This window comes from Aestuariibaculum lutulentum, assembly GCF_032926325.1.
GTDB classification, from domain to species: Bacteria; Bacteroidota; Bacteroidia; order Flavobacteriales; family Flavobacteriaceae; genus Aestuariibaculum; species Aestuariibaculum lutulentum.
Genome location: NZ_CP136709.1, coordinates 2,027,259 through 2,045,526, shown reverse-complemented (window position 1 = coordinate 2,045,526; position 18,268 = coordinate 2,027,259). Strand labels below are relative to the sequence as shown.

Here is an 18,268-nt window from a genome sequence, read left to right as displayed (position 1 = left end):
TGTATTCTTTTTATTGTTTATTGAAAACATTAAACCAATCAGAATTTATATTATCAAAACCACTGATTAAAAACGAACCTTTTTTGCCCCCTGTTGTTTAATCTCAAGATAAACAACTCCATTTTCTATGACTTTAATTTTCTTAACCGGTGTTAGCTCATTTTCAGTCCATTGCTCTCCAGATCGCTTCCAAAGCATCAGAGTGACAAATTCCTTAGAATCTTTACCCGTTATTTGTTCCGTTTCAACCACATTAATAATTGTACTTTTTTGGCTTTCAGGATGTAAATCAGTTGTAAAAAGCACCTCCGTTTTATCCCACCCCATTAGCGGAATTAACGCTAATTGATACATTCCGTTATCTATAATGGTAGCTTCCTTCCCCTCTATTTTCTTCCTTGTTACTATAATTTCTGAATTCAATCGAGGTAATGCATAGTGACCTAAACGCATGTTTATAGGTTGGTTGCCTTGGTATTTATCGACCCTTAAAATACCATTAGCTAAAGGAATATCGGCCAAATTGAATTTTATATTTTCATCACTTTCTAAAACAACATCACGGTAATAAACACCGTCTTCAAACTTCTTAAAAGTATACAATCTGAATGGTTCCCAATCCTTATTCTTATTTTTTATTACATAATTCATTGCTACCTCTCCCTGCTTACCATCTGCTTGCCAAGGAAATGCACTGTTATAGGACAGGCGGTTGTAATTTTCGGTAGAACGGAATTTTTGCCAATCGTCCTTTACCTTTTCATGACACCACGCACGAATTTCTGAAGCTCCAATATTTGGGTAATCGGTAATTAGAATTTCCGAAGCCTTCTGAAAGTTATTGTAAACCTCATCTTTTTTAAAGGTCTCATCCCATGCTCCATTATTTTCAGTCGCTGTCCAAAACGGATTGTCATCCGGTACTAACAATCCTAAAAAGGCCTTCCCCATCCAATACACACTTCCGCGACAGCTGTAAACCTGTACCGCTGGTTCAAAGGCACCATAAAACCCAAGTGTTGGTACTTGGTCTTTCATAAAATCGGGATGTGTAAAAAATTGTTTGATGACTCCAGACGAAATGCGACGCATCCACCCGAAATTAATATCCTGCATATTATCCTCTAAACCCATCAACGGAAACGGAATAATAGCTCCAATCCGATAACTAATACTTCTTCCGTACATAATCATTTTTCCATCTTCACTGAACAAATAGGGATAATTGTATTTTAAATCTTTAAAATTGGTAATGAATTTATCAGCTATTTCCGGGTAATGCTGCTTTCCGAAATATTCTGACCAGATCATGCCATACATCTGAAACGCCCACATGCTGTAATAATCGTACGCCGGACTATCGTTATACCAACCTTGCCCACGATAATGAGCTAGGGATTTCTCTAAGTATTCAACCAGTAATTTTTCATTAACGGAATAGCCTTGTTCTTTAAAAAAACTTAAAACAAAAATGTTGAAAAACTTCCAGTTCGAGTCTACCGTAGGTCCATCACCGTAACTCAACATGGTTTTTGCCAAAGCGTCTTTAGTTTCATAGGGTAATGGTTCCCAAAGCACATCCGGACTGATAAGCATCGATAATGCCAAGGCTCCAAATTCTACCAGATTCTGACTTGCCCCTCCATTTTTTGGTCTAGGTACAATATAGGATTCGCTGCTCGAATCTGTTAATTTACCTATTTGATAACGGTAGTAATCTGCTACATTTATGTTGTTAACCTTTAAATCGGGATTATCCTTAAGCAATGGTGCAGCCACAAATAAAGTTCTACATAAGCCCTCCAGTTTTTCGGTTGGCACACGATCTTCATCATGCGGATAACTTTTTCCAGGTTGTTTTGGAAATTTCATGGGGTCATCAAGAGTTTCTATATAACTGAAAGCACCTTCCAATAAATACAACGCTGCATCTTTCCAGTGCTGTTTAGTCATTCCAGTGTACGGGCTTAATTTATAATCAGGATTGTCAATCTCAAAAACATTGGTAGTGGTTTGTGAAAAACCTTTAAAAAAAAACGACAACACTAACAATATTCCTATTTGAATCTTATTTAATTTCATTCTACTTTATTTAAATTTTACAAGATTTATTAACTTGGCACTACCACTTATTATTTATTAGCTTAATTTAAATTCTTAACTTCTAATATTTTCACTGCAGAAGCACTGGTATTAGCAATACCCTCTCCATCAATTTGAGTTACATCTTGATAAAAGATATGCAGCTTCTGTTCGGTTTTCCATAAATTGATATCGTAATTGGGTTCCCATTGGCCAACAGAGGTGTTACTTAGATCTATAACTTCCCATGAGGTTTTACTTTCTAAATTATCAGAATAGGCCAATGACACTTTATTCCCTCTAGATTCATCTCTAAAAAGAACAGCGACTACATCATCTTTTATTAAAATATCGGGCCGAGAGATAGGAATACTTTTAGTACCTCCTCCTCCTAAAAGAAAGGATTCAGTTCTAAAACCTGTGTTTACTTTTTTCCAGCTATTATCCTTTAAATACACTATTTGATATTGAGGAATATTATTTGAATTCCAATACGATACCATATAGGGATTACACTCTTCATCTGCAGTCATTGCTGTTTGATTTATTAAATTACTATTTTGAGGAATTTTCCAGGCATACTCTGCTGATGCCTCTGTAATTGGCAGACTATAAGCTTTGGAAGTAGACTTCTGCCAGGTTTTACCTCCATCTAAAGAACGGGCATAACATAAATCGTGGTTGGTTTCAACATCCCAGGTTTCTCGCCAAACCCAAGATAAATGAATCACTCCTTTGGAATCTACTGTGCTCTGCCAATAGGCGCTACGCTGATCTTCCCCATCTATAAGATTACTTTGTATTTGTGACCAGGTCTTAGTTTTTAAATCATACGAATTGATCACTAAATTTCCACGTCCAGATTCCCCAGAGCGATAGAAAAAAAGCACATTCCCATTGGGCAAATTGTAAAATTCAGGATAGGTGACTTTGTCTTCCTGAATACCTGTCATGGATAGTTCTTCTCCTAAATCTAAACCTAAAGGAGCATTGCTTCTAGAATATCTCAATTTTGTATTATGATGGTCCCAACTTACGTGTAAATACCCATCTCCATCAACCACTATACTAATATCGTTATGAGCATCTTTAGTATTGCCTTGATATTGAGTTTGACTAATCTCCCAGATCGTGTTATTAACGCGTCGCTTACCTAAAACCAAATAACTTTCTTGGTTATAATAGGCAATAAACTGGTAACCTGAATGTGTAGTAATTGCATTTTTTCTAAACTTAACTGTATTTACCGAGTTTTTACTCCAGCCCTCTCCCACATAAGAATATGTTACATTTTGAGAACAGGATTCTAAAAAAATAGAACAGTAAATTATTAAGAAGTATTTAAAAAATTTTAAAAACATTTATTTCTATAAACATGGTTTCAATATTCACTACCGAGTATAAAATTATGTTGACAACTGGGTCTTTATAATATCTGGATTCATTTAAAATAATCTTAATAAATTTCTATTGTTTCTAAAAAAGTAAAGGAGATGTTTAACCTCCTTTACTTCAACCAAACTAAAACTCTGAACTAACCAATATTATTTTGTTTTAAATAATATTAATACCCTGGGTTTTGTTCCAAAACAGCATCTTTATTAAGATCAATTTCACTTTGCGGAATTGGTAACAACATATTATAATTCTGAATACCGTTAGTGGTTTCAATATTTCCACTTGCAATTGGACCAGTACCATTTAAATTTTGAGCTCTTTCTACCAATTTCCCTGTTCTAACCAATGTCATCCTTCTATTTTCCTCACCCAATAACTCTCTTACTCTTTCATCTAAAATAAAATCTAGAGTTATATCTCCTGCACTAACCAGAGGTGCATTAGCTCTATCTCTAAGCACATTTATATCACTGGCAGCTCCATCAAAATTATCTTGTTTTAATCTTGCTTCTGCCCTAAGTAAATATGTCTCTCCTAAGCGCATAATCATGAAATCTTTAACCATGTTATAACCAAACACGTTTCGACTATCAAACTGCCCCCATTTTAAAGTATAAGGAGCGTATTTATAAATAGTGTCAGCTGCAAATATTTTAACCTCACTTCCATCCGACAGTGTGAATGTTGCATCTTCTCCATATGGCACTTCTGTTCCTCGAATTGCATCATATTTAGCATCAGGATTATTGAAATAATGCTTACGATGGATAGAATATTTAGAATTACGCATATCATCATCTTCATAAAGATCATATAAAACCCAGTTGTTTAATCTAATTCTAGCCAACCCTCTACCTCCTAAAGTGTCTGTTGGTACCATACCTGGTAAATCATGGTATGATCCTCCCCATACTCTTCGAAATTGAGAATTACCAGTACTTCCTCCAGTCACATCTGTTGGGTTTTCTTGCTCTAACACCCAAATAGCTTCAGTGTTTCCTTGATTTCTACGTTGGTTACCATATAAAAACATATCTGAAAAAGCATCTCCATCACCTCCCGAGCGTACTCCATACCTATTTTTAACCAAAGTATACTTACCTCCACCAATAATATCATCACACTGATCTTCAGCCAAATCCGGCTTGCCATTTCTTAAATAAACTTCGGCCAAAAGCTGACGAGCCATATTTTTATTTGCACGCCCTTGACGAACAGCCTGATCAACTTCAGGTAAGTTAGACACAGCCATAATTAAATCTGCCTCAATAACATCATTAACTTCTTGTAAAGTAGCTCTAACAAAATCTGTCTTTGCATCATCAATGGGCTCTGTAACCAAAGGAACTCCTCCATAAAGTGTTGCTAGCATATTATAAGCATAAGCTCTAAAAAATCGCCCCTCAGCATTGTACGCGTCTATTTCATTTTGAGACATTCCAACGGCTGTACCTGATTCTGCATTAGATATTAGAATATTTGCATTATTAATAATTCTGTAAAGACTAGACCAAATCCTCCAGGAACCAAAATCATCAGAAATCAATTGAGTGTAATCAAAAAAGGGTCTTGCCGCACCATTTGATCGACCAGAAGGCGCCCAAACTATATCTGTCCCTAGATGAAAAATTCCTGGAAAAGTTTGATCCCAATCTGTTGTATAGAAATCTTGGCTTAAATTATGATAAAGTCCAATCGCTGCGGCCTCATAACCAAGCTTGTCATTCAAAGTTTCTGGAGCGAGCGCATCCAATACCTCTTCATCTAAAAAAGAATCTTGACAAGAATTTGCTCCTACAAACAACGCACAAATCCCCATTAAATATATTATATGTTTTTTCATTTTCGTAAGTTTTAATGTTAAAGTGACACGTTTAATCCAAAAGAAATAGTTCTTACTTGAGGATAATTATTGGTCCAATTTCCAGCTCCCCTAGAGTCATAACTAATTTCTGGGTCCCATCCATACCATTTGGTAAATGTGTGTAAATTTCTTCCTGCCGCATAAACTGTTAAAGAATTAACCCCTATTTTATCTAGTATTTCTGAAGGAAAAACATAACTTAGTCTTACGTCTTTAATTCTAACATAGCTAAAATCTTCAGGAAAACCGTAACCTTTATAATTTTTATAAGCAGATAACGACGGCCAGTAATTATCTTTATTTTCTGGGGTCCAATATCTAAAATCAGCAGGCAGATTCCTTCTTCCAGCCTCATCAGCATAGGTTAGATCTCTATTACTTCTCAGCCCTCCTTGTGACGTTTGAATAAAAATACTTAAATTAATGTTTTTGTATCTAAACGTATTTGTAAATCCTCCTGTCCATTCTGGAGTTGTTCTTCCCAAAATAATTTTATCATCTGAATCAATTTTTCCATCTCCATTTTGATCCTTAAATTTAATATCTCCTGGTTGAGCAATAGGATCTACTGAAGCTATATCCTCTCCTTCTTGCCAGATACCTTCCTTTTCATAATCAAAAAACACCCCTAAAGGTTCCCCTATAAACCATCTATTACCTATATCATCCTGGCCATCACCATATAATTCCAAAATTTCATTTCTAAAGGTTGAAAAGTTAATTGTTGATTTCCATGAAAAATCCTTTGTTTCAATATTTGTTGTATTTAAAGTAACCTCCAAACCTTCATTTTGCATGCTACCTAGGTTACTCCAAATATTTGCATACCCAGTAATATTAGGGATATTTCTTCTCAATAAAATATCTTCTGTTTTAGATTTATATACTTCAACTGTTCCAGAAATCCTATTGTTAAGGAATCCAAAGTCGACCCCTATGTTTGAAGATGTTGTTGATTCCCAATTTAAATTAGCATTTCCTATTGAGTTGTACCTTACACCTGTAAGTGCAGTCCCGTCAAAAGGAAACCTTACACTAGAAGCAATTGTTGCCGTTTGATTAACACCTATTGCCTGATTACCCGTTTTCCCATAGGAAAATCTCAATTTTAAAGCGTTAACAGCATCCGAATTTTCTAAAAAACTTTCATTTTTAATATTCCAACCTAAAGCAACTGAAGGAAAAACGCCATATTTATCGGTATTAGCTCCAAATGCAGAATAGCCATCCCTTCTAGCTGTAAATGTTAAAAGATAACGACTATCATAAGAATAATTAATTCTTCCCATTTGAGAAACCAAAGAATATGAGTTTCCTCTAGAATTTACAGACTGTGTTGTACCCGAAGCTAAATCATAATAGGATAATCCATCATTAACAAAACCCACAGCTCTGGATTCGGATTGAAAATAATCAACCTCTTGAGCACTATAAAGAGCGGTTAAATCAAAATGATGCTTATCAAAATCTTTTGAATAGGTTAATATATTTTCAATTACCCAGTTTCCTGTTTCTGCATTAGAAACGTAACCGGTTCCACTATTATCATCTGCAGCCCTACCTGAATAGCTTTTATAATTACCCCAATTAAAAGTATAAGAAGCATTTAGTCTATATTTTAATCCTTCAATTGGATTTATTTCTAAAAATCCTGTACCTGTTAAATTACGAGTAATATCTTTTCTATCTGTTGTTAATCCTATCAATGGGTTTCTAAAAAGTAATTCTGGACTCATTGGATAAATAATATAATCACCATTATCATCCTTAGGAACAGAATATGGACTCATTGCTGTAGCTTCAAGAAAATTCGCTCTACCTCCACTATAGTTATTTTCAGAAAAGAAAGCCGAGGTTCCAATTTTCAACCAATCTACTATTTCAGAATCTGCATTAAACCTAAACGTATTCTTTTTAAAGTTGTAGCCTTTCACTACACCTTTTTGATCAAGATGTGATGCAGAAAAATAATATTGAGATTTCTCATTTCCACTAGACAAGCTAATATTATGTTCTTGTATTAGCCCCGATTGAGTAGCCTCATCCAACCAATTTGTTGTAATTCCTGCATCGTAATTTTCTACCTCAGATGAATTTGGTAAAACAGCAGTTTGACTTAATCCATTAGCACTTAAAAAATCAGCATATTTTTGAACATAAGCATCAGGCCCCATTGGAGTAAGTGGATTTGCTATTTCTTCTACTCCCACATAGCCACTATATTTTACTGTTGGTTTTCCATCTGATTTTCTACCACGCTTAGTTGTAATAAGAATTACCCCATTACTACCTCTAGTTCCATAAATCGCTACAGCTGAGGCATCTTTAAGCACCTCAATAGACTCTATATCATTTGGATTTATGTCATTTGAAACTCCGAAAAAAGGAATTCCATCAAGAATAATTAAAGGTGAATTACCTGCGTTAATAGAGTTTACACCCCTTACCTGTACAGAGGCAGAACTACCCGGCACTGATGAGTTTTGAGTTATATTTAAACCTGCAGTAGTACCTTGTATTGCTTGTAACACATTTGAAACGGGCAAATTGGATAAACGCTCTTTGGGTACAGAAACCACAGACCCTGTAATATCAGATCTTTTTTGTGTTCCATAACCAACAACGACAACTTCATCCAATGCTGAGGCATCCTCCACTAAAGAGATGTTAATTGTAGACTGTCCATTTAACTGAACTTCTTGTGTTTTAAAACCTACATAGGAAACAATTAAAGTAGAATTTAAATCTGAAATCTCTAATTGAAAATTTCCATCAAAATCTGACTGAGTTCCATTTACTGTACCTTTTTCGATAATATTTGCACCCGGTAAAGGTTGGCCATTTGAGTCAAAGATAGTTCCTTTTAATTGGTTTTGTTGATCTTGTTTCACTTCATATAACAGGTTGGTTTCACTTGTCTCAAGTGCCTGCGTTTGAAAAATGAAGCTACAAACTAATAATATGGATAAATTACATTTAAACCCATAAAAACATAGTCTTCTGTTTCTAATCATTTCTTTCATTTTTTAGTTTAATTATTTAGAGTTTGTTGATAAATTGATTTCCTAAATAAGAAAATCATGAGTTGGTTTTGCTTTAATTGTCACATCATATTTATTTATTTTAAATGTTTTTTAATTTTTTATATCTCACCATAGCCTCTATAAAATAGTAATCACCATAGGTCAAGGGCACATCTATCTCTGTTTTATTAGGCATATTACCCAACCCATGTTTTAATAAAAACCCTCCTTGAGATTCATCCTGTACCAAATATTGGGGAGTTAGTAAACTGTTTAAAATTTTTGTGGCAGCTTTATAAAATTGCTTCTGTTTCTCTCCAGTAAAGAAAGTCGATAGTTCAAATAATGCAGAAGCGTTTATAGAAGCTGCTGAAGAATCTCTTAGTTCATTTGGAATATTCGGGGCATTAAAATCCCAATAAGGCACCATATCTAAAGGTAAATTAGGGTGATTCAGAATGTAATTAGCAATTTGTTCTGCTTGTTTTAAATATTTTGGATTTTTTGTTTCCCTATACATAACAGTAAAACCATACAAACCCCAAGATTGACCTCTAGCCCATGAAGAATTATCTGCCGCTCCTTGATTAGTAATTTGTTCTTTTACTTCTCCAGTAGATTCATCATATATAACTTCATGATATGAACTAAAATCATCTCTGAAATGATTTTTCATCGTTTTATTAGCATGCTCAACTGCTATATCATAGTATAAACTGTCCCCACTATGCTTGGTAGCCCAAAATAAAAGTTCTAAGTTCATCATATTATCTATGATAACTACAAGATCATTTTCATCTGCCTTATTCCAAGGAGCACTATCCCATGACCGAATACATTTTACATTTTTATCATACCTCGTAATCAAAGATTTCGCACTATTCATTAAAATTTGTTCATACTTTGGATTTGGATTCAAACGTTGTGCATTACCAAAACTGCAAAACATCATAAAACCAAGATCGTGCGTGGAAGTATTGTATTGCTCAACTTTCAAATCATTAAGCACCCTTTCTATTTCTGATTGAAAAGTTTTATTTTCATTAATTTCGTCTAAATACAACAGTATACCCGGGTAAAATCCACTACACCACCAACCAGAACCACTAGTTTCTAAAGCATTATTTTCAAATGTTTTGGGATACCTACCTTTTGGAAGGTTTTGGGACATAAATTTGTATTGCTTTGAGGAAAGCTCTAAAGTTTCATATATCTTAGTATCTATTGAAACATTACTTTTTCCACATGAATAGATTACAAATAATAAGACTAGATAAAAAGGAGTACTTTTTCTCATTTATTAGTTTTATGTATATTTAATTTGGTTTAATTGGTCAAAGCTATTTTTAAAAGTACTTTTAACACTTATAAAAGCTTTGGTTCAAAAATGTAACAACTATAACAAATAGAAGGTCCACGATTGATTAAAATTTGGGGTACAAATGATCCAATCCGGAAAACAACACAAACCCACACAAGTATAAATCACTAAAAAACAAACAAATAACCTATTAAACAAAACCTCCATTGAATAACCCATTTACTTTGAAGAAAAATAACAAATGATATCAAAAAACAACATTATTATATTAGTGTTTCTCATTATTGAAGTAGTTTGTTACTCTCAAAACTCCGTACACAATAATTTATTTTCTGAGAAGAAAAATTTAAAATTTGAACACTTTAATGTTGAGTCAGGACTTTCAAATAATCTTATTACGGATTTAGCCCAAGACTCTCTAGGATACATCTGGGTTTCAACTTTCGATGGTTTAAATAGGTATAATGGGAAAAATTTTTATCAGTACAAAAAGGAAAACAACACTGAAAACAGCCTAAATTATAATTTCATTCAACAATCAAAATTCGACGCAAAAGGCAATCTCTTTATTGCTACTGGAGAAGGTATAAACATATATAATCCTAAAGATGAATCTTTCAATTTAATCGATGAGAAAAACGGATTAATAAGAGAAAGTTTGAGTTGCATTGAATTTGGGAGAAATTCAGAAATTATTTTAGGTATTTATGGAGAAGGGGTTCAATTTTTCCCCCCTTATAATGCAGAAAACAGTGAAATTTTAACTCATGACCCTGATAAAGAAAACAGTCTTTCTTCAAACAACATTTCATGTTTACTACTTAACAAAAACACTCTATGGGTAGGCACTTTTAACAATGGTTTAAATAAAATTAACTATGACACCAAGTCGGTTCAACGTATCTCACTTGGAAATAATGAACTAAATAAAATAAACTGCTTATTCTTGGATAATGAAGAGAATTTATGGATTGGAACAAGAAACGGAATTATAATAATCACTGAAGACCAAGAAAGAATACATATTAATATTGGCGATTCGGAACATCAAGGCTTAAGCGACAAAGAAATTCTATCTTTCGAACAGGATTATCAAGGAAATATGTGGGTTGGCACCCAAAATGGTGGTATTAATATCATTAACTTAAATACTTATCAAAACGGTAATAAGTTTATAAAATGGTATTTACCCAACCAAAACGGTAATAATTTTCAAGGTAGAGGAATCTCTTCAATATTAAGAGACAAAGACGATTGTATGTGGATTGGAACTAGCTTTGGTTTATACTTTGTAAACCCCAAAGACACACCTATAGAACATTACAAAGAAAAATTCACAAATTCACCTATCTCTATAAATTGTAATTATATAAGAAACATCTTTGAAGGTTCCAATGGAGATATTTGGATTGCAACAGATGGAGGTGGTGTCAATTTACTTAATCCAAAAACAGGAAAATTTAAATACTTTACCCATGATACTTCCAACCCCAAAAGTCTATCGAGCAATTATATTTATTCTGTTTTAGAAGACAGTAAAAGAAGAATATGGATTGGAACTTACAGAGGAGGCCTTAATCTTCTTGATACCTTATCTGGCAATGCAAAAAAGTATCTTCAAGGATCCGTAGAAAATGGATATAAAGTAAATACAATCTATGAAGATCATCAAAAAAGTATTTGGATTGGCACGAACAGAGGCGGACTTTACTGGTACAACGAAGCCAAAGATGAATTTGATTATATTTCTGAATTAGGCAAAATTGATATTCGAGATTTTACCGAAGACAAAAATGGCAATATTTGGATGGCTACTTATGGAGATGGTGTTATAAAATTTAACCCTAAGACAAAATCTAAAGAAATTTTCAAAGCTGATAACACCGAGGGGCTCAATGGAAACATCATATTCTCTATTGAACTTTTACCTGATAATACAATTTTAATGGGTTCTGCTTACGAAGGGCTTTTTAAACTCTATCCGAAGAGCAGAAAAGTTAAAAATTATTCATTTAAGGATGGCTTAAGTAATAACACCATAAATAATATGGTCTACAGAAACGATAATGAAATATGGTTAGGTACTTTCAATGGACTAAGTTATTTCAATCTTTCTACAGAATCAATAAATAATTTAAACTCGTTTGACAACATTCCCCAAAGCGATTTTAATGTTGGTGCTGCCTGTAAAACTAAAAATGGTTTACTGTATTTTGGTAGTAATAACGGTCTATATATTATTAATCCTGACAAATTATTCAACTCAACAATAGAAACACCACTAATTTTTGAAACTATAAAAGTATTTAATGAAAAAATTGAAATATCTCCAAAAAAGATTAAAGATCAATTAAATCAATCCCTTCCATATTTAAAACACGTCATCTTCAACCACAAACAGACTTTGATTACCATTGATTTTAGTGTTCTTAAGTACCCACATTCTCAAAACATAAAATACTCCTACCTACTTAATGGCTATCAAAATCAATGGATTAATATTGAGAATAATAATTCTATTAATTTAAGTAAACTCCCTCCTGGGAATTATGATCTTATTGTAAAAGGAGAAATAAATCCAGAAAAAACTGTTACAAACAACCTGTTAATTACAATTACGCCTCCCTTTTGGCGCACCCCTACAGCATACTTTATGCTTTTAACTTTAATGATTATTTTAATTTGGTTTGGAACCAAATATTATGCAGAACGTATCAAATTAAAAAATTCATTAATTTTTGAAAAAAAGCAGCGTCAGTTAGAAAACGATTTAAATCAAGAACGCGCAAGATTTTTTACTAGTTTCTCACATGAATTAAAAACGCCCTTAAGTTTAATTATAGCTCCAATTGAAGATTTAATAGAGAAAGTTGAAAAAAAGAAACAAAAAGAACAACTTAAAATGGTTCTTTCAAACTCAAACTACCTCCTAAATAACATTCAAAAACTTTTAGAATTTAGAAAATCAGAAATTGGGCTTAATCAACTTTCCATCGATCAAGCTAATTTAACAAGTCATATCTCTGTAATTCTAAACAAATATAAATCGCTAGCGAAATCCAGGGGCATCATACTTAATTTTGAAAAACCTAAAGAAGATATTTATATCTGGTGTGATATAGAAAAAATAGAGATAATCCTATATAATTTACTCTCTAATGCCTTCAAATATTCGGAAAGGAACGGAACGGTCATTGTAATATTACGTTCAATTGATAAACATGTACAAATTTCCGTATCAGATTCTGGAAAAGGTATTTTAAAACAAGACCTACCACATATATTTGATTGGTACTATCAATCCAATTCTAACAATAGAAAAAAAGGGTCAGGCATTGGTTTAGCTTTATCAAAGCAATTTGCTGAATTACATTTAGGAACTTTAAAAGTTAATAGCAAATATAATCATGGAGCGACTTTTACTCTTGATATTCCATTCGATGCCTTTACCGAAAAAACCCAAAAGGATAGTTATAAACCAATATTAGAAGAAGAAAATACCAATGTATTAAATGAAACCTCAGAAATCTGGGCTATTAGAGATCAAGATTTAGAGGAAATATCATTAAAATCGAAAATAAATACAGATAAAAACAGAAGTTTAATACTTATTGTAGATGACAACAAGAATATTCTTTTGTTTTTGTCTAATATTTTAAACGATAATTATGATTTAATTTTTGCCGAGAACGGTGCTGAAGGAATAAAAAAAGCCATAAAATACGTTCCTGACCTAGTTATTTCAGATGTTATGATGCCTCTAAAAGATGGATTCGATTTATGCAAAACACTGAAAAAAGAACAAACAACATCCCACATCCCTATTGTGCTGTTAACAGCCATTGGAAACACTGAAGGAATTAACGAAGGTTATAAAGAAGGGGCTGATGACTACATAACCAAACCTTTCAATTCCAAAATTTTAAAAACACGAATAGAGAACCTAATCAAAAATCGATTAAAACTTAAAGATTATTTTAGCAACAACACAGATAAACCCATCTTAGGTTTAGAAAATGAGAGCCTCCTCGATACGGAAAAAGCTTTTTTAGATAGATTTAATCAAGTTATTTTAGAACATGTTATTCAAAACAAATCTAATATAAACGACATCTACCATGAAATTGGAATGAGTAAAACTTCTTTATATAGAAAAATAAAAGCCCTTACAGGAAAAACTGTAAATGAATTAATTCAAGACATTAAATTAGAAAAAGCTTATAATTTAATAAAACATAGTAATCTAAACGTTTCTCAAGCTTCTTTTGAAGTTGGATTTAATAGTGTAAAATATTTTAGAAAACTATTTAAGGAAAAGTATGGAATTCTACCGTCAAAAATTGATGAGTCCTAATATTTAATTTATATGACAGCATCCTATTCCTACTTCGAAATTTATAAAAATTTCTTCGAAACAAAATCCTAAATAAAAAAAACCATTTGTATCACACAAATAAAAAACACCCAATAATGGGTGCAACTACCTAATACCGCGTAAAACCTATTAAAAATAGTGTTTTTCGACTACAATTGTCATCAACACCAGACTACTTTTATTTTTGTGATAATTTTTTATCACAAATTTATCACATAAAATATCACAAGTTTTTTAGTTGTAATTTTGATTGGTTTTCGATGTTTTATCCCAATTTATTAGTCTCTGCTAACACAAATTCTCTTAATGCTTCGTCATCTAGAAGAAACTGTTCTAACAGCTTTAAATCAAACCTGTCCTTTTCTAAACTAGTTTCTAAAAACCGAAAACTTTGATATGAATATTCACTTTCTTCATACCTTACTTTCATAACATCTTGTAGTACTTTGTCAAACTCTCTAACAAGATAATCCGGAACATGAGTATGAACTTGTTTTAAGGTGGCGATATACCTATCAAGATCTTCATTGGATTCTGTTTTTTCTCTTTTATAGCGTTTGCTATAAATCCAGACAACAAGCTGTATGAAGTCTTTGGAAAACAAAAAGTTTTCAACCTTATCTTTTAGCGTTTCATATCTGCAATAATCACCACTATAAATATTCTCAAGTAATTCTCTTAAGTACTTTGAAACAGTTGTATTCCTTTTAGCTGCTTCCGCTTGTATGGTATCTTTTAATTCTTGCGACAGACGTAAATTTACTGATGGATCAGTATTTTTTACTGGGTATTTTTTGCTCATGATATCTCTGGGTTGCTATGTGGGATTTTATTCCTTGAAATTGACATTAAATACGGTTTCTAACAGATAAACATCAATATCTTGTTCACTAGGTAAATTTGCCTTTTTTGTCTTTTTTGCTTTGGAGGCTTTATCTTTCGATAAGTTCTCTATCTTTAAAATATTGTTATAGACTTTGTTATTGAAAACAGATGCAGGTAGTTCTGTTAATTCTTCTGGAGTTTCTTCTATTTGTTTTCTATCTAAACGGAAAACAGCCTGAACTTTATCAATATGAATACTAATCCAATCCAGTTGTAGTTTAAACAAGCTTAATTCTTCCTTTGTAACTTCGTTAATCGCTTCATTGGTATTGTTTAATAACCAATCATAAACATACTTGCAGGTAAGTATATGTTTTTGATATTCCCCAAGCAAATAATCAAATGTCTCTTTTGAAAGTTCGTCTCTTAGCTTCTGTAACTGATATACATTATTTTCAAGCTGGGTTGGCTTGCTTAACAGCTCAACCGTTGGTGAGCATTTATTAGCATAGGTGGTATCACCATTAGCTTTTAAAACCCCTACAGCATTTATTACTCTATAGTCGTTAAATTCCTTTTCCTGTTCCGGGGTTAAATCCGGAAATATATTATTTGGAATATAAAACAGGCTTGGTCGGTATATACCTAGTACCAACACTTCTAAATCATTGCCTTGGGTCATGCTTTAGTATTTAACAATTGTGAATAATCTTCTGGTAGTTCGGCATCAATATCTCGCAAATACTTTTCCAATGCGTTCATATTGGTGTGTCCTGTAATTTGCATCAGTTTACTCTTAGCTGCAAATGGTGACGACTCCTTTACGAGTGCTCTGTACACTTTAGTGATGTAGGTATGTCTAAAGCTATATAAACCATAATCCTGATTAAAGCCAAAATGATCTTTAACGACAGCTTTAAATCGTTTACTGAAATAATCTCGTCTAGCCTCTAAAGAAGCTTCCCATTTTCCTCCAAATGTTTTCGGTGTAAACAAATAGGTATCCTTATCTAATCCCTTTAAAACCTTCTCTAATTCCTTAAGCAATATTTCAGGAACAATTTTAGTTTTTAATGTTTTGGTTTTAACTTTTATCTTCAGAATATTTTCATCTAAATCAATATCACCAACTTTAAGTCTACAGACTTCTTTAGGTCTTAAAAAAACATAGGCTATAAACTTGATAAAAAGTAATAGCACTGGGTCCTTATCCTCTAAAAGCTCAAAAATGTCATTTTCCTGTTTTTGAGTAAAGGTTTTATGTCGCTCTGGATTGGACTGTAATTTCGGAATATTTTTAACGAAGTTCTTATCGATGATTTCATTCCCCTCTAAAGTTTGGAATATGGTACTTAAACAGGTTCTGTAATTGTTTCTATTCCGTGGAGAAGTATTGAGTTGCACGTCGTTTAGAAACGCTACAACCATCATTTTAGATACCTGATCAATTCCTTTAATATCTGCATGATGTTCGTTTACCCAAGTTTCAAAGAGTTTGCAACGGTTAGTGTAATCAACTAAAGTACGCTCACTCACCAAATTCTTTTTAAGCTTTAAAGCATAGTCTAAGGCCTCTTTTAAACTCATTGAAGGTTCTTGTACTTCCTTAGGTTCTTCTTCCTTTAAAACCGCTTTATTTTCGATTGGCTTTGCAGGAGCTTTAACTTTATTGACTTCTTGTTCCTTTTGCTGTTGGGCTTTATAATGTTCCGTATTATCAACAAAAGGATTATAGCCTTCCTTTAATAATTTTAATAAACGCTTTTTATAAAGTGCTAACAATGCATAACGTGCCTCCTTTGTTTTATGACGATTAACTTGACCATAGATGTTTTTCTGACGTTTCATCTTTCCTGTTTTAGGATCTAAATAGGAAAAATAAACATACCATCGTTTCGTTAAATCGCCATCGGCATCGTAAATTTTTGGGATTGAAAATGGGGCTTTGTGTTCCAAATCGTGTTCTAAATCGTGTTCAGTTTTAGAACCAAATGTAAGTAATTCATTAATTAAATGCATAAAAAAACGGTTTAGAGTGAACTAAACCGTTGATTTTGAAAGAATTTAATCTTAGTAGCGGGAACAGGACTCGAACCTGTGACCTTCGGGTTATGAGCCCGACGAGCTACCTACTGCTCTATCCCGCGATATTGTGGTGCAAATATACAATCCTTTTTAAGTTCTGCAAACTTATATTTGAAAAATATTTTAATTAAATTTTAGTAGCCTGAAAGTCAATTAAATCTGAATTAAAAAAATTTAATTTCACCTGTATTGGCTGGCAACAAACCTCGCAATCTTCAATATATTGCTGACTCGAAATACTACTATCAAGTAACATTGAGATATGTTCCCAGCAATACGGACAGGTGAAAAAGTATTCAATCATACTTTTAAGATACAAAAAAGTCAGCACCAAGGCTGACTTCTTAAAACTATAATTAATTTAAACAAAAACTTACTATTCTTTTTCAATATCCATTGTTGCGGTCGAATTTTGTAAATCTAAATACATAAGACCTGGAGGATTGTTTCCTGAAACTGTAACGTACTCTCTATTTAAATTGTTATCACTAACCATTAACGTAGTTAACTTTGGAAGATTCATAAACTCTAAAGGCAAATCTCCGGTTAATTTATTTGTTGATAACACTAACTCTTCTAAGTTTCTTAATTGAGCCATTTCTGCTGGAATTTCGCCTTCAAGCTTGTTATCCATTAAACTCAATTTTTCTAATTTCGTTAAAGCTGCAATTTCAGTTGGAATGGTTCCTATAATAAAGTTACTTCCCATTAGTAACTCTTTTAAATTGGTTAATCCCATAATGGCCTGCGGAATTGTTCCTGAAAACTTGTTGCTGTATATTTTTAAAGACTCTAACTTTTTTAATTGCCCTAATTCTTCAGGAATAGAACCTTCAAAACCATTCATAAACAATTCTAAAGATGTTAATTCCTGTAAATTTTTAATTGAAGAAGGCAGAGTTCCTGTTAATTTATTGAATCCTAAATTCAATTTTTTCAAATTCACCAAGTTTCCTATTTCGGCTGGTAATGACCCCTGAAGGTTGTTAAACTGTAAGTTTACTTCAACAACTTTATCATCTTGTACTTTTACACCATACCATTTTTCAACAGCTGTGTTTAAATCCCAAGTGGAATTCCATTGACTACCATTTGTAGCATTATAAATGGCCACTAAAGCCTCTTTTTCTCCTGGTGATACCTTTGCGAATGCAAAAACTGATACGAAAAGTGTTAGAACTAAAATGTAATGTTTTTTCATGGTCGAATTGATTTGGGATTAATTCTTACACGAATATACACAACAATTAGACTAAAAACATATTTATTCGATGAAATGCATTAAATTTTAACAA

Annotated in this window: 11 protein-coding genes and 1 tRNA gene; 1 reads left to right on the top strand and 11 read right to left on the bottom strand. The window is 32.7% G+C overall.

The window, feature by feature from the left end:
• Positions 1-66: 66 nt before the first annotated feature.
• The 5 genes from R1X58_RS08755 to R1X58_RS08735 all read right to left on the bottom strand — a co-directional run bounded on the left by R1X58_RS08755 (position 67) and on the right by R1X58_RS08735 (position 9,664).
• Positions 67-2,082, bottom strand: coding sequence for a DUF2264 domain-containing protein (locus R1X58_RS08755; protein WP_240573559.1), 2,016 nt, complete (start codon positions 2,080-2,082; stop codon positions 67-69).
• Positions 2,083-2,144: 62 nt separating this feature from the next.
• Positions 2,145-3,443: a BNR repeat-containing protein gene (locus R1X58_RS08750; RefSeq protein ID WP_240573560.1), complete on the bottom strand. Its 1,299-nt coding sequence runs from the start codon at positions 3,441-3,443 to the stop codon at positions 2,145-2,147.
• Positions 3,444-3,646: 203 nt separating this feature from the next.
• Positions 3,647-5,323, bottom strand: a complete 1,677-nt coding sequence (locus R1X58_RS08745) for a RagB/SusD family nutrient uptake outer membrane protein (protein WP_240573561.1) — start codon at positions 5,321-5,323, stop codon at positions 3,647-3,649.
• A gap of 17 nt (positions 5,324-5,340) precedes the next feature.
• On the bottom strand, positions 5,341-8,367 hold the full coding sequence (locus R1X58_RS08740) for a SusC/RagA family TonB-linked outer membrane protein (protein ID WP_317292965.1): 3,027 nt from the start codon (positions 8,365-8,367) through the stop codon (positions 5,341-5,343).
• A gap of 100 nt (positions 8,368-8,467) precedes the next feature.
• A complete protein-coding gene (locus R1X58_RS08735; RefSeq protein WP_240573563.1) occupies positions 8,468-9,664 on the bottom strand; it encodes a glycoside hydrolase family 88 protein in 1,197 nt (398 codons plus the stop codon).
• A gap of 265 nt (positions 9,665-9,929) precedes the next feature.
• Between R1X58_RS08735 and R1X58_RS08730 the strand changes: the two genes are divergently transcribed.
• Complete coding sequence (locus R1X58_RS08730) at positions 9,930-14,042, top strand: two-component regulator propeller domain-containing protein (protein ID WP_240573564.1); 4,113 nt, start codon at positions 9,930-9,932, stop codon at positions 14,040-14,042.
• 286 nt (positions 14,043-14,328) lie between these two features.
• Here the strand turns inward: R1X58_RS08730 and R1X58_RS08725 are convergent, their stop codons facing one another.
• The 6 genes from R1X58_RS08725 to R1X58_RS08700 all read right to left on the bottom strand — a co-directional run bounded on the left by R1X58_RS08725 (position 14,329) and on the right by R1X58_RS08700 (position 18,174).
• On the bottom strand, positions 14,329-14,865 hold the full coding sequence (locus tag R1X58_RS08725; protein ID WP_240573565.1) for a hypothetical protein: 537 nt from the start codon (positions 14,863-14,865) through the stop codon (positions 14,329-14,331).
• A gap of 27 nt (positions 14,866-14,892) precedes the next feature.
• A complete protein-coding gene (locus R1X58_RS08720) occupies positions 14,893-15,570 on the bottom strand; it encodes a hypothetical protein (RefSeq protein ID WP_240573566.1) in 678 nt (225 codons plus the stop codon).
• Entirely contained in the window at positions 15,567-16,907 is a 1,341-nt protein-coding gene (locus tag R1X58_RS08715; RefSeq protein WP_240573567.1) for a tyrosine-type recombinase/integrase, read from the bottom strand. The genes R1X58_RS08720 and R1X58_RS08715 overlap by 4 nt, the downstream gene beginning before the upstream one ends.
• A gap of 55 nt (positions 16,908-16,962) precedes the next feature.
• Positions 16,963-17,035: transfer RNA gene (locus tag R1X58_RS08710), tRNA-Met, on the bottom strand.
• A gap of 65 nt (positions 17,036-17,100) precedes the next feature.
• Positions 17,101-17,277 carry a CPXCG motif-containing cysteine-rich protein gene (locus R1X58_RS08705; RefSeq protein ID WP_240573568.1) on the bottom strand — a complete coding sequence of 59 codons (177 nt, stop codon included), beginning with the start codon at positions 17,275-17,277 and terminating at the stop codon, positions 17,101-17,103.
• Between the two features lie 72 nt (positions 17,278-17,349).
• Positions 17,350-18,174 carry a leucine-rich repeat domain-containing protein gene (locus tag R1X58_RS08700; protein WP_240573569.1) on the bottom strand — a complete coding sequence of 275 codons (825 nt, stop codon included), beginning with the start codon at positions 18,172-18,174 and terminating at the stop codon, positions 17,350-17,352.
• Between the last annotated feature and the right edge of the window lie 94 nt (positions 18,175-18,268).

Excerpts from the sequence above, each read along its gene's own strand:
- R1X58_RS08755 (WP_240573559.1), bottom strand. The coding sequence starts at position 2,082 with ATGAAATTAAATAAGATTCAAATAGGAATATTGTTAGTGTTGTCGTTT.
- R1X58_RS08750 (WP_240573560.1), bottom strand. The coding sequence starts at position 3,443 with ATGTTTTTAAAATTTTTTAAATACTTCTTAATAATTTACTGTTCTATT.
- R1X58_RS08745 (WP_240573561.1), bottom strand. The coding sequence starts at position 5,323 with ATGAAAAAACATATAATATATTTAATGGGGATTTGTGCGTTGTTTGTA.
- R1X58_RS08740 (WP_317292965.1), bottom strand. The coding sequence starts at position 8,367 with ATGAAAGAAATGATTAGAAACAGAAGACTATGTTTTTATGGGTTTAAA.
- R1X58_RS08735 (WP_240573563.1), bottom strand. The coding sequence starts at position 9,664 with ATGAGAAAAAGTACTCCTTTTTATCTAGTCTTATTATTTGTAATCTAT.
- R1X58_RS08730 (WP_240573564.1), top strand. The coding sequence starts at position 9,930 with ATGATATCAAAAAACAACATTATTATATTAGTGTTTCTCATTATTGAA.
- R1X58_RS08725 (WP_240573565.1), bottom strand. The coding sequence starts at position 14,865 with ATGAGCAAAAAATACCCAGTAAAAAATACTGATCCATCAGTAAATTTA.
- R1X58_RS08720 (WP_240573566.1), bottom strand. The coding sequence starts at position 15,570 with ATGACCCAAGGCAATGATTTAGAAGTGTTGGTACTAGGTATATACCGA.
- R1X58_RS08715 (WP_240573567.1), bottom strand. The coding sequence starts at position 16,907 with ATGCATTTAATTAATGAATTACTTACATTTGGTTCTAAAACTGAACAC.
- R1X58_RS08705 (WP_240573568.1), bottom strand. The coding sequence starts at position 17,277 with ATGATTGAATACTTTTTCACCTGTCCGTATTGCTGGGAACATATCTCA.
- R1X58_RS08700 (WP_240573569.1), bottom strand. The coding sequence starts at position 18,174 with ATGAAAAAACATTACATTTTAGTTCTAACACTTTTCGTATCAGTTTTT.